Source organism: Avibacterium sp. 21-586 (genome assembly GCF_026226775.1).
GTDB lineage: Bacteria > Pseudomonadota > Gammaproteobacteria > Enterobacterales > Pasteurellaceae > Avibacterium.
Genome location: NZ_JAKKOD010000002.1, coordinates 141,841 through 154,679, shown reverse-complemented (window position 1 = coordinate 154,679; position 12,839 = coordinate 141,841). Strand labels below are relative to the sequence as shown.

Annotated in this window: 11 protein-coding genes and 1 pseudogene; 3 read left to right on the top strand and 9 right to left on the bottom strand. The window is 37.4% G+C overall.

All coding sequences use genetic code 11. The features are described from left to right. Positions 1 to 4: 4 nt before the first annotated feature. Complete coding sequence (locus L5B71_RS08295) at positions 5 to 670, bottom strand: amino acid ABC transporter permease (RefSeq protein ID WP_265757922.1); 666 nt, start codon at positions 668 to 670, stop codon at positions 5 to 7. Continuing rightward, the gene (locus tag L5B71_RS08290; RefSeq protein ID WP_265757921.1) at positions 670 to 1,332 is read right to left on the bottom strand and encodes an amino acid ABC transporter permease; all 663 of its coding nucleotides are present in this window, start codon (positions 1,330 to 1,332) and stop codon (positions 670 to 672) included. The genes L5B71_RS08295 and L5B71_RS08290 overlap by 1 nt, the downstream gene beginning before the upstream one ends. 338 nt (positions 1,333 to 1,670) lie before the next feature. Here L5B71_RS08290 and L5B71_RS08285 point away from each other — a divergent pair, with 338 nt between their 5' ends. Continuing rightward, on the top strand, positions 1,671 to 4,988 hold the full coding sequence (locus L5B71_RS08285) for a polysaccharide lyase 8 family protein (RefSeq protein WP_265757920.1): 3,318 nt from the start codon (positions 1,671 to 1,673) through the stop codon (positions 4,986 to 4,988). A 37-nt stretch (positions 4,989 to 5,025) separates the two neighbouring features. Here L5B71_RS08285 and yggU read toward each other — a convergent pair whose 3' ends face one another. The 6 genes and pseudogenes from yggU to L5B71_RS08255 form a co-directional block, all read right to left on the bottom strand. Beyond that, a complete protein-coding gene (yggU, locus tag L5B71_RS08280) occupies positions 5,026 to 5,328 on the bottom strand; it encodes a DUF167 family protein YggU (protein WP_268741562.1) in 303 nt (100 codons plus the stop codon). After that, on the bottom strand, positions 5,313 to 5,876 hold the full coding sequence (locus L5B71_RS08275; protein WP_265757919.1) for a YggT family protein: 564 nt from the start codon (positions 5,874 to 5,876) through the stop codon (positions 5,313 to 5,315). The genes yggU and L5B71_RS08275 overlap by 16 nt, the downstream gene beginning before the upstream one ends. A gap of 17 nt (positions 5,877 to 5,893) precedes the next feature. Next, a complete protein-coding gene (corA, locus tag L5B71_RS08270; protein ID WP_265757918.1) occupies positions 5,894 to 6,841 on the bottom strand; it encodes a magnesium/cobalt transporter CorA in 948 nt (315 codons plus the stop codon). A 245-nt stretch (positions 6,842 to 7,086) separates the two neighbouring features. Beyond that, complete coding sequence (locus tag L5B71_RS08265) at positions 7,087 to 7,215, bottom strand: hypothetical protein (protein WP_265757917.1); 129 nt, start codon at positions 7,213 to 7,215, stop codon at positions 7,087 to 7,089. Further along, positions 7,212 to 7,412 (bottom strand): sulfurtransferase TusA family protein, encoded by a 201-nt coding sequence (locus L5B71_RS08260; protein WP_265757916.1) that lies wholly within the window; start codon positions 7,410 to 7,412, stop codon positions 7,212 to 7,214. The genes L5B71_RS08265 and L5B71_RS08260 overlap by 4 nt, the downstream gene beginning before the upstream one ends. 161 nt (positions 7,413 to 7,573) lie before the next feature. Then, positions 7,574 to 7,867, bottom strand: a pseudogene (locus L5B71_RS08255) (YeeE/YedE thiosulfate transporter family protein); the annotation flags it as partial. Positions 7,868 to 8,069: 202 nt separating this feature from the next. On the opposite strand from L5B71_RS08255, the gene pepT reads away from it, so the two are divergent. Next, complete coding sequence (gene pepT / locus L5B71_RS08250) at positions 8,070 to 9,365, top strand: peptidase T (RefSeq protein WP_265757914.1); 1,296 nt, start codon at positions 8,070 to 8,072, stop codon at positions 9,363 to 9,365. Next, a complete protein-coding gene (gene dcuC, locus L5B71_RS08245; RefSeq protein ID WP_265758346.1) occupies positions 9,361 to 10,722 on the top strand; it encodes an anaerobic C4-dicarboxylate transporter DcuC in 1,362 nt (453 codons plus the stop codon). Before pepT ends, dcuC begins: the two co-directional genes overlap by 5 nt. Before the next feature lie 195 nt (positions 10,723 to 10,917). On the opposite strand, the gene L5B71_RS08240 is transcribed toward dcuC, so the two are convergent. Beyond that, the gene (locus L5B71_RS08240; RefSeq protein ID WP_265757913.1) at positions 10,918 to 12,831 is read right to left on the bottom strand and encodes an ABC transporter ATP-binding protein; all 1,914 of its coding nucleotides are present in this window, start codon (positions 12,829 to 12,831) and stop codon (positions 10,918 to 10,920) included. Positions 12,832 to 12,839: the final 8 nt, after the last annotated feature.

Below are 12,839 nucleotides of genomic sequence, written 5' to 3'. Positions count from 1 at the left end.
TTTATTACTCCCAACGATTTTCTATATAACGAGAAAATAAGGAAAGGGGATAGCAAATTGCGAAATACAAGATAAAGATAAGCCCATAAATCCAAAATGCTGCGGAAGGATCAGTAAACAGTGAAGTTTCAATAATTTGTTGTCCGACTTTCACCACCTCTAGCACACCTATTAACATTGCAAGGGAACTTGTTTTGATCATTCGGGTAAATAAATTAATTGCGCTCGGTGTAACTCGTTTAAGGCTTTGGGGGAGTAGTACATACAAAAAAGTTTGTGTGTTGTTCAAGCCCAACGCATACGCGGATTCTCGTTGATGTTTTTCAATGGAATGTAATGCGCTGCGCATTAAATCGCCCATTTCAGCAGTCCCCCAGAAGATAAAAACACCAATACATACTGTCATACCATCTAAATGAATATTGAACCATTTCGCTATCCCAAAATACGCAACAAACAACCAAACTAATAAGGGGATAATTCGTATAGTTTCTAAATAGAAACGACTAATACCTCGCACTACAGTGCGATGACTTGTCATCACAATGCCGAAAAACACCCCAAAAAAACAAGAAAAGAAGACCGAAATCAACGAAATTTGGGCGGTAATAAGCAAACCATTAAATAAACGTTGCAGATTATTGCCTTCTAATAAAATAGCTAAGCTCATTAAATCCTCCCATATTTGGCATAACGAGTACGTTTTTCCAAATAATGAATCAACAATGAAACAGGTAGCAAAATAATCAAATAAAAGACAATAAGTAAAAATAAAGCCTCATTAGTTTTATAATCTAAACCAATTAACTCTTTTGCCATAAACATTAATTCTGCAATAGCAATCGCACTCGCAATGGATGTTTCTTTCATCAAAAAAAGACAATTCGCACCAATAGCTGGAAGGGAAACAGTCAATGCCTGTGGTGCAATCACATAAATAAAAGCTTGTGTGGGCGTTAATCCTAAACTTAAAGCCGACTCGATCTGGCTTTTTGATACACTTTCAATTCCTGCACGAATAGCCTCCGCCATATAACTCCCGCCCAGAAAACTTAATCCAATAATTGCGCAACTCAATCCATCTAATTTAATCCCCAGTTTGGATAGACCAAAATAAAGGAAGAAAAGCTGAATAAGCAAAGGCGTGTTACGAGAAAGTTCAATATAAACTTTTACTAAGGAATTAAGAATACGAATTTTATAGCTGATCGTCACTGCACAGAAAAGCCCTATGATGAGAGAAATTACAATACTCCAAAAAGATAATTGTAATGTAATAATACTGGCATCAATAAATTTTGGAACATTATCAAAAATATATTGCCAATTCATTTTCCTTCCCTGTTGCAGCCATAAACTAGCAATCATTCTAAATAACAGAGTAACTGGTTGAAAAAGAATAAAATCTTATTGACTAGATGATTTGGTTATATAAAAAGTAGAAAGTGCGGTGGGAAATACCGCACTTTTGTCTAGTAAACAAAGCCCAGCCCTTCTTGCTTTAATCCGTCAATAAATTCAGTATATAAACGCCACACAATAAAAATAAAACACCTTTTTATTTTTATTGTGATCTCGCTCATATTTTTGAAACATGGAAATTGAATTGTCTTTTTCATCCTCGTAGCATACACGGATTATTATCATCATTATTATTTAAGGAGAAAAAAATGCCTCGATTTCGTTTATCAAAAGTGATGTGTATGCTGGCATCTGTGATGTTAACCAGCTCTCTTACTTTACCCGTCTATGCTGTGGCAAATTCTGTTATGACTATTGAACATGCCAAAACACAGAATGCTTATGATCAAATACTACAAAATTGGAAAATACACCTTACTAGTGTATCACTAGATAACACAAATAATATTGCAAATAAGGCTAAACAAACTCTTTTAGATAGTGATACTTTCGATTTTAGTCAACCTAAAACAGTTGGGGCAAAAATTCGTTCAACAGTTAATACAATCAGAGACTTAGCTATAGGATATAATAAACCTGGTTCACAATTTTATCAAAATCAAGAAGCTAAACAGCTGATAATTTCATCTTTAGAAAAAATTCACGAAGGTGGTTATAAAATAGGAGGTAAAGAATATGGTAACTGGTGGCATTGGGAAATAGGTATTCCTAAGTCCTTAAATCAAGTACTTATTTTGATGAGTAATGATTTACCTGATACATTGAAAAATCAACTAATTGATGCCACGCTTTACTTTCAACCAGATCCAACTACCAGTGGTGGAAATCCCGAAGCTGCACAATATTCTACATCTCCAAATACAAGAATAAGTACAGGTGGGAATAGAACGGATACCTCGACTGTTTCACTAGTAAGAGGGTTATTAACTCATAATGAGGATGAAATCCAGCGTGCTATTGAAGCTATTTATGATGTTGGGGAACTAAAAAATAGTATCAGAAATACAAACGATGAAATTGCAAACGATGGATTTTATACAGACGGCTCATTTATTCAACATTCTTCCGTAGCTTATAATGGTACTTATGCTTCAGTCCTAATTGAAGGATTAGGACTTTTCGCATATATGTTGAAAGATTCTCCAACCTTTGTTTTTGGTGATCCTAAAATAGATAATATTTATGAATCGATTCTCAAAGGGTATAGCTGGTTACTAATAAATGGTGGAATGAATGATTCAGTAAATGGACGAGCGATTACTCGACCAAATAGTAGCGATGTTACTCGCGCGAAACGATTTATTAGTGATATTTCCTTATTAATTGATAGTGCACCTGCAACATACAAGCCTGAATTACAAGGACTATTAAAACGCACATTACTTGAACAACATTATTCTCTTGATGATGCACCAAATGATACGGTGCGGAATATTTTAAAAAATATTCTTGATAACCCCAATATTAAGCCGACAGAAACCGTTGGTGTAAAACGTTTTTCTTTTATGGATCGCGCTGTACAAAAAAATCCTAAGGGAACAGTTGTTATTGCAATGCATTCAAATCGTACAGCTGCCTATGAAAGTATGAATGGTGAGAATCCTCAAGGCTGGTACACTGGTGATGGAATGACCTATATTTACGATAATCAGAGTACTGATTCATTTACAAATTACTGGCATAACGTTGATCCTTACATGCTACCAGGAACTACCGAAAGCAACGCTACTCGAAAAGATGGGTCAAATCAACGTCGACATTTAAAAGATCGTAGTAGTAAAACATTTGTAGGTGGTGTTGATAATGGTATTAAGGAAGATGGTTCACAAGGCAACGCCACTAAAGCTATTATTGCAATGGATTTCACATCTCATAACGATAAAACTACAGCGAAAAAATCTTGGGTGATGCTGGGTGATGTAGTATTAGCACTAGGATCAAATATTACTAGTACAGATGAAGGCGAAGTATTTACGACCATTGATAATAGGGTGATCAATGGAAAACAAATTTTATCTAAAATTGGTGATACGATTTATTTTTCTAATCCCACCACACAACAAACTATCAGCTATAAAATCCTTGACGGTCAACAACCACATACTTCTATCGAAAAAGGAAAAGATGGCTTAACGAAATTTGCTAAAATTTGGTTAAATCATGGAAAAGAGCCTAAAGATGCAAGCTATGCTTATCTCATTATGCCAGGTTATAGTGCCGATGAAGTGAATCATTTTGATACAAATACAATTCAAATTTTACGACAAAATGCCCAACAACACGCAGTAAAAGTAGGTAATAGTCTTTTTGTTAATTTCTTTGAACCGGGAGAGGTTAATGGTTTGGCTGTGAATCATCCTCTTTCCGTAATTAAGACGGAATCAAGTGGACACTTAGATATTTATGTCGCCGATCCAACGCTGATGCTTGATGATGAAATTAATTTATCTGTTCTTGGTAAATACATCTTAAAAGTTGGTAACGATGTAACAGCCACAATTTTAGGAGAAAAAACAGAATTCACCTTTAAACTGGATGAGCATCAGAAATATTTCTCTGCTATTGAGGAAAGTCAGCACAAGGAAGATAATTCAGGAGAAAATCTAGCAACAAAAACCTCATCTGAAAATGCTGAAGATAGCCCAACTGTAACACCAGATAAAAGCGTAGATACATCAGACAATGCGGTTGAATCTAATGGAAATAACAATGACGAAAGCAGTTCAACGTCAACTACTCAAGCAACACAAGCTGAGGGTAGCAATCGCACTGTAGCCATAGAAGAAACTGTGGAATCTAATGACGAAGAAGAAAATCTTACCACTCAAACTTCCTCTGAACAAGAGGCGTTTACCCAAGATTATCTTGATAAATATGCTAAAACGCTAAGAAATATAACTGATGTAGATGTTTCTATCATTGATAATTTCAACTATGATCATTATTTCACAGCCACATTAAGTGAAAGCAATAAACAAGGATTAGGTGGAAGATTCCAAACAGGGTTTAACCAATCCTTAAATGATCATAAGAAAGTCGGGGCATTTGCTGAATATCGTTATAATGATATCCACCAGTTAGGTATTGGTGCTAATACAAAATGGTATGATTTTTCTAGCTTTGTTCGTTATCGCCACGTTTTTGATAACGCAGTACACGCAGATTATCTCGACCTTTACCTTGGTTATGATAAAACCTTTACCTTTAACCAATTTACCATTCAGCCTCGCATTGGCGTGCTAGGTTCCTATCTGCTAGATAGCAAGCTACCAGATAATGGTAAACTCGCTCATCATTTTGCTATCCAAACGCAGCTATCAAGTAAATTTAGCTATCATATTGGTGGTATAGCCCTTTATCTTGAACCGACTTGGAAAGTGAACTTAGACGATCCATATCGCCTTCAATTAAATGGACAAGAACACAAGCTCCAGCGTTCAAAACAAGAATGGATAGGTAAAGTGGGAATTGCCAAAAATATTGGTAATTACACTTTTGATTTCAGTGTTCAGACCAACAATCGTCAAGAACGCAAGATGATAGCCACCTTTAATTATCAATTCTAAAAAACAAAATGCTCTCATTGATTGAGAGCATTTTTTATCACAACAACTCTAAAACCTGTTCAGGAATCACTTTCGGTGCAGGAATAAAAATTTGTTTATGGCGATTGAATTCGCCTTTTTCGATGAGAATACTGCTTTTGGGCACTTTGAAAGTTTTGCTTAGGAATTTAAGCAAATGGGCGTTGGCTTGGCCATCAACGGGTGGAGCGGTGATGGTGATTTTTAGCTCGTTGTCGTGTAAGCCAACAATTTGATCTTTACTGGCTTTCGGTTGCAGAAAAATCCGCAACCGAAGTCCTTGTGCGTTTTGCTCGATAGCATTGATTAAGCAAATTGCCATAAGATAGGTGCAATGTCGTACATTACTCGATTGGCATAAAATAACAAAAATGCCAATAACATTGGCGAAAAATCAATCATTCCCGTGCTCGGTAAAATACGGCGAATTGGGTTAAGCAAAGGTTGTGTGAGCTGATAAAGAGTATATTGCAACGGATTTTGCCCACGGTTAAACCAACTTAAAATGGCTTGGAAAAACAACACATAAATCACCAATTCCCCAATGGTGCGTAAGCTATGCAATAAACCAATATAAAGATAAAGCAATGGATTAACCGTTACTTGAGTTGAACCCAATAAATCCATTAACGGATATTTAACCACACCTAACGCCACACATAGTAGCAATGCTGCGGTATTTAAGCCTTTCACCGTGGGTAAAAATTTTTGCAACGGGGCAAGCACGGGCTGGGTGAATTTCACTAAGGTTTGCGAAAAGGGATTATAAAAATCCACGCTACTATACTGAAACCACGCACGCAAAATTAGTACGAAACTAAAAACATTAATCAGGGTATAAACTAAAAATTGAAGGGAATTTAAGCCCATTATTTTCTCCTTAAAAATTACAACCAGCCTTTGCGTTTAAAATAAATATAAGGCGTCAGTGCCGCAATGATCATTAAACCAATCGCCATAGGATAACCATATTTTAAATGCAATTCAGGCATAAATTCAAAGTTCATTCCGTAAGTGGACGCCACCAAAGTTGCAGGCAGGAACATCACCGACACTACGGAGAAAAATTTCATAATTTTATTCTGCTCAATATTGATATAACCCATTGCCGCTTGCATTAAGAAATTCACTTTTTGGAATAAGGATTCATTATGCGGTTGCAGGGATTCAATATCGCGTAAAATATCGCGCGCTTGCTCTAACTGATTGGCTGGCAGACGTGTTTTGCGCACCAAAAAGCTCAATGCACGCTGCGTATCCATCAAACATAAACGCACTTTGGAACTGGCATCTTCTTGTTCTGTCAGTGTGGCAAGGGCTTTATCAAAAGCTTCGCCTTGCTTACCTTCCAAAATAACGTGACTTAATTTTTCCAAATCTGCGTAAGCATTTTCGATCACATCGGCTAATTGCTCGATTTTGGTTTCAAATAAATCTAACAGCACTTCATAGGCATTACATTCCACCAATCGTTGGCTGCGCGAACGCATTCGATAAAGGCGAAACGCTGGCAATTCACGATCACGCAAGGTGAACAAACGGCCATCACGCAAGGTAAACGCCACGCTGGCAATATCGGCATAATCATTTTCATCTTCACAATAGAAAAAAGAGTGCAAATGCAAGCCGTCTTCATCTTCAAAGAAACGTGCGGACGCTTCAATATCTTCCAATTCTAAGAAAGATGCCAAACTTTGCCCTAAGCCCTGTTGCAACATTTCACGTTCTTCGCTTGATGGTTCAAGCAAATCAATCCAAATGGCAGCATTAAGATTTTCATCACCTTCATCTAGCCTAATTAAACGTGCCTTTTCCAGTGCAAAAGCATTAATCATTTTGTCATACTCCTTAAGGGATTATGAACAAACCCGATGAACAAAAGAAAACTAAATAATCAACACAAAAGTGCGGTGTAAAACTTTCGATTATTTAATTAAAGATACCTAATAATTGAGATAATGAAACTTACCTGCGAAATCTCGCCGATAAGTAGAAGACGAGATTTAGATCAAAGATAAATTGGGTATCGACTATGACTGTCCAAAGTGTGTGTCCCCTTGTTGCTAAATCGTGCGGAATGTTACGCTTCAATAGGGTGTTCGTCAAGGGGATCTGTAGGAAAAGAAAGCGATAAAAAGTGCGGTACAAAAATTCTGATTTTTTCCACCGCACTTAAAAGAAAGGCTATTTCAATACCGTGATTGTTCATTTTACATCGCCAACTTGGTCAAAAAGGGGAACTTCATAGCCTTCTTCTGCCGCTCTGTTGGGAATGGCTTCTGTGGCTTGTGTGAAATCAAATTCAATTTCAATGCCATCACCTGCGTTTAATTTTGCCATTGCTGCTTTTGCTTCTTCTAATGGGAATGGGCAGACCAGCACCGCTGTTTCTAATTTTACGATCATCTTAATTTCCTTCTATGTGAATAAATCTTATGCTGCAGCGTTTGCTAACGCCAATCTGCGCGGACGAATAAATAAAACGTGTGCCATTGTCCATACCCCAAGAATAGTAAAAGCAAGGGCAATCCAGCCTTTAAAACTCATCACTGCTGTCGATGTTAAACCGTTTCCGTAGCACAACCACAGGCTAAGACAATACCGATACCAAAAAGATAAGATCCAAATGTTGTGCCAACTAAAGAAAATTCTTCATAAGGTGAAGAAATATAACCTAGTTGTACTAATATCAGCCCCCCAATACTTTGAATTAAAATTGCAAGTAAAAGTGCGTAAAACATTTTGTTATTTTTTGCTATGTACATATCACGAAAACCGCCTGTTAAACAAAAACGAGTTCGTTGTAAGATAAATCCCAAAATAATGCCGAGAATACCTCCCGAAATAATTGTCCAAACCATAAATTTTCCTATCAAGGTTGGATATTATGTGAGACATATTTATATCCCTCCAATAATAAATTGATACAAAATATTTCTTTTTGTTATAAAAAATTAACTTTTTAAATAAATATTCGATATGCTTTAATTTTTACCTAGATCATATCTTTTCTTATTAAATTTCTCTAAGCTATGTAAGATGATAAATTAATTTGGAGAAATTATGTCTATTTTGGAATTTGATGCTTCTACTTTTAATGTAGCAATGAAAGATACATTAATTGAGCGTTTAACCCATTATGTAAAAATTCACACTACTTCCGATGCCAAAAGTAATACCGTACCGAGTACGCCCCAGCAGTGGGATTTATTACATTTTTTGCAAGATGAACTCAAAGCAATGGGGTTGAGTGAGATTTCATTAGATGAAAAGGGATATCTATTTGCTAGTTTACCTGCCAACATTGAGCAAGATGTTCCAGTATTAGGATTACTCGCTCATGTAGATACTGCACCTGATTTTAATGGTAAAAATGTTCAGCCGCAGCTTATTCAGCACTATGACGGTAAACCTATTGTTCTTGCAGCTTCAGGAGATGTACTTTCACCTGATGATTTTCCTCATTTGACAGAATTAGTGGGGCATACATTAATGACCACTGATGGAACGAGTCTATTAGGTGCAGATGATAAAGCGGGAATTGCAATTATTTTGTCTGCTATTGAGTTTTTACAAAAACATCCAGAAATTCCACACGGAAAAATTCGTATCGGTTTTACGCCTGATGAAGAAATTGCACGAGGGGCGGATCATTTTGATGTTGCAAAATTTGCAGCCGATGTGGCTTATACCTTAGATGGCAGTGTTTTAGGTGAATTGCAATATGAAAATTTTAATGCTGATGAGATAACGGTTCACCTATTTGGACGAGCCGTACATCCGGGTACGGCAAAAGGCAAAATGGTGAATGCTTGGGATCGAGCTTGTCACTTTCATACAAATTTACCACCGCACTTTACACCTGCAACCAGCGAAGGCTATGAGGGATTTATTTTTCTGCGTAAAATAGACGGTTCTTTGGAACATTGTAAATTGCATTATGCGGTACGCGATTTTACAGAACAAGGGTTATCAGCAAGTCGTCAATTGCTGCAAGAGGCTGTTAATCAGTATCAACAAGAGTATGGTATTAATACTATTCAATTAGAGGTAAATGAGCGCTATCGCAATATGAAAGAGAAAGTTGAACCTCATCGTTATTTAATTGAGATAGCTGAACAAGTGATGAAAGAATTAGGCATTACACCACGCATTGAGCCAATTCGTGGTGGAACGGATGGGGCAAGATTATCATTTATGGGGTTGCCAGCGCCTAATTTATTTACTGGTGGTGAAAATTTTCACGGTAAATTTGAATTTATTTCTATTGATGTAATGAATCAAGCTGTTGCAGTGGTTGCAGGAATTGCACATAAATTTTCACAGTTAAAAATGACAGAAGGTGGTAAAAATGATTAGTTTAATCATTGGTCTATTGGCTATTATTTTAGTCGGCTATTTTATAATTAAAGGTCATAATGCAAAAAGCTTATTATTAAGTATAGGTATTTTATTATTAGTGATTGCCGCAGCGATTGCTCCGCCTGCGAAAAATAGTTCAGGTCTTTTCTTTGTAGATATTAGTAATTATATCTATGCGTTATTTGAAAAGCGTGGTGGCGGTTTAGGAATGATTGTTATGGTACTGATTGGCTTTTCTGTGTATATGAGCCATATCGGTGCGAATGATGTCATTGTGCGAATTCTCTATAAGCCATTACGCCATATTAAGTCTCCATATATTTTATTAATAGGAGGATTTTGGGTTGCATCTTTTATCTCTTTTGCCATACCCTCTGCTACGGCACTCGGTGTCTTTTTAATGGCTACATTATTCCCAATTTTAACAAGATTAGGGATCTCAGCACCAAGTGCAGCAGCAATTTGTGCAAGCACGGCGGTGGTAAATCTTTCACCAACCTCTGTTGATGTAATTTTAGCCGCAGAGCAGGCAGGTGATACGCTACAACATTTCGCCTTTCAGATCATCTTGCCGATGAGTTTACTTACTATGTTCGTTATTGGCATTACACATTTCTTTTGGCAACGTTATTGTGATCGGCAAGAAGGTTTACAACAAGAAAACACATTGCAACATATTGATCCAAGTAATATATTAAATAACAATGCCCCACTTTATTATGCTGTTTTACCATTTTTACCTATTGTTGGTTTATTTATTTTTGACGATCAACGATTACCAAAGATTTCATTAGGTGGATTATTAATTTTAACGCTCATACTCAGTGTTGTCATCGAACTGATTCGTAAACGCAATGTAAAAGAGGTTTTTGCTGGGTTAGAGCAATGTTATAACGGAATGGCAGAAGCCTTCAGTAGTGTCGTCATGTTGATTATTGCGGCAGGTGCTTTTGCCGAAGGGTTAAGTCGCATTGGATTTACTGAAGGATTAATTAATGTTGTCCAAAATTTAGGAACTGCCGCAACAATAATGATGTTCGCATTAGTGATTATTACCCTATTAGTCGCCATTGCTTCTGGTTCAGGTAATGCTGCATTTTTTGCTTTTGTTGAATTAGCCCCACGCCTTGCTACTCAACTAGGTATTAATCCTGCTTACTTAATTGCACCAATGATGCAAGTGTCAAATACTGGTCGAGCAATGTCCCCTGTATCTGGGGTAGTTGTTGCAGTATCAGGGAGTGCTAAATTATCACCAATGTTAATTGTGAAACGTACATCTGTCCCATTATTAGCTGGTGTTGGCATAATCGTCATTTATACTATGTTACTTATTCCGTTACATCTAGGATAGCGTTATTCATCGTTTTATGTCTAAAATTAGGCAAGTCTCACAGGACTCAATTTTGCTTTAGCTAGTTAGCTAGATTGAGCCCTTTTATTTATAGTTATTCTAATTGTTTAGAATAACTATAAAACCCCAAATATAGCAATCCGCTGACAACTAATATATTCCATCAAACAAAAATAAAAGCACTACCCTTAATTTTTAAGTTTTGGATATTTCCTCAATTCTTTCCTGCACGGCAAACCATTCCATTTCTACGTCTTCTAGCTGTTTTTTGTATTCTGCTTGGTCTTTTAAAAGTGCGGTGAGATTTTCTTTCATTTCTGCTTGATACAACTCACCGTTGGCGAGTTGTTGTTCAATGTCTGCCAGCTTATGTGATAAGGTTTCCATTTTACTTTCCCACTGCGTAAGAAATTTTCGCAATGGCGCGAGCTGTTGGCGGAGTTCCGCTTCTTTGCGTTTTTGCTCTTTACGATTTTGGCCACTGCTTTCTTTGTTACTTTCTATTTTGCCAGAGAGTTGGCTTTGGTTATTTTGTTCGTTTAGCCATTTTTGATAATCGTCTAAATCGCCTTTAAACTCTTCTACTTGCCCATCGTGAACCAAGTAAAACTCATCAACGGTGTTGCGTAATAAATGGCGGTCGTGGGAAACAATCACTAATGAGCCTTGATAATCCACCAAGGCTTCAGTTAGCGCTTGGCGCATATCTAAATCTAAATGGTTGGTCGGTTCATCTAATAACAATAAATTTGGTCGCTGCCAAACGATTAATGCCAACACCAAACGCGCTTTTTCACCGCCTGAAAAGGTGACAACAGGCTCATTCACTTTATCGCCGTGAAAGGCAAAGCTACCAAGATAGGTGCGTAATTGTTGCTCCGTTTGTTGTGGTGCGAGCTGCTGCATATGCCAAAGGGCACTTTCTTCCGCGCGTAAGGTATCCAGCTGATGTTGTGCAAAATAACCAAGTTGTACGCCTTTTGCGAGCTGAATATTGCCAGAAAGTGCGGTGATTTCTGCAGCTAATAATTTTATCAGCGTGGATTTTCCTGCACCATTTTTACCGAGCAAACCAATACGCGAACCAGGGACAAGATTTAATTTGATTTGTTTAAGAATTTGCGTGGTTTGTCCATTATTTTCATAACCAGCACTCACTTTTTCCATTGAAAGCAATGGATTAGGCAATGCCAACGGCTCACGAAATTCAAAGGTGAATGGGTTATCCACATAAGCAGGGGCGATAAGTTCCATTTTCGCCAAGGCTTTCATTCGGCTTTGTGCTTGTTTTGCTTTGGTCGCTTTGGCTTTAAAGCGATCAATATATTTTTGTAAATGCGAGATTTTTTGCTGTTGCTGACGATATAACGCTGTTTGTTGAGCTAATTTTTCCGCGCGTTGCTTTTCAAAAGAAGAATAATCACCGGTGTATTCATTCATTTTTTGATTTTCAATGTGCAGAATTTTGTCCACCACAGGATCAAGAAAATCACGATCGTGCGAAATCAGCACCAACGTGCCTTGATATTGTTGCAACCAACGTTCAAGCCAGATCACTGCATCTAAATCCAAGTGGTTGGTAGGTTCATCAAGCAGTAGTAAATCGGAAGGACATAGCAAAGCTTGTGCCAAATTAAGACGCATACGCCACCCACCAGAAAACGCACTTACAGGCTGGCTAAGTTCTTCTTGGCTAAAGCCCAATCCGTTTAACAAGGCAGCTGCGCGAGCTTGGATTGTCCACGCATCAATGGTATCTAATTGTTCGTGAATGCGCGCAATGGCATTGCCATCATTGTTTTGATTGGCTTGCTCTAACTGTTGCTGTAATTCCACATATTGGCGATCGCCTAAAATCACATAATCTAAGGCAGAAATAGCAAGGGCTGGTGTTTCCTGGTTCACCCAAGAAATTGCCCAATTTGACGGATAGCTCAGCTCCCCGCCTTCTGCACTAATTTCGTTTTTTAATAAGGCGAGTAAGGAGGATTTGCCACAGCCATTTTTACCCACTAAGCCCACTTTTTGCTTAGGATTAATGGTGGCATTGGCGTTCTCTAGCAAGGTCGTTTGCCCACGTTTTAACGAAAGGTTGGTAAATAAAATCATTAAATTTC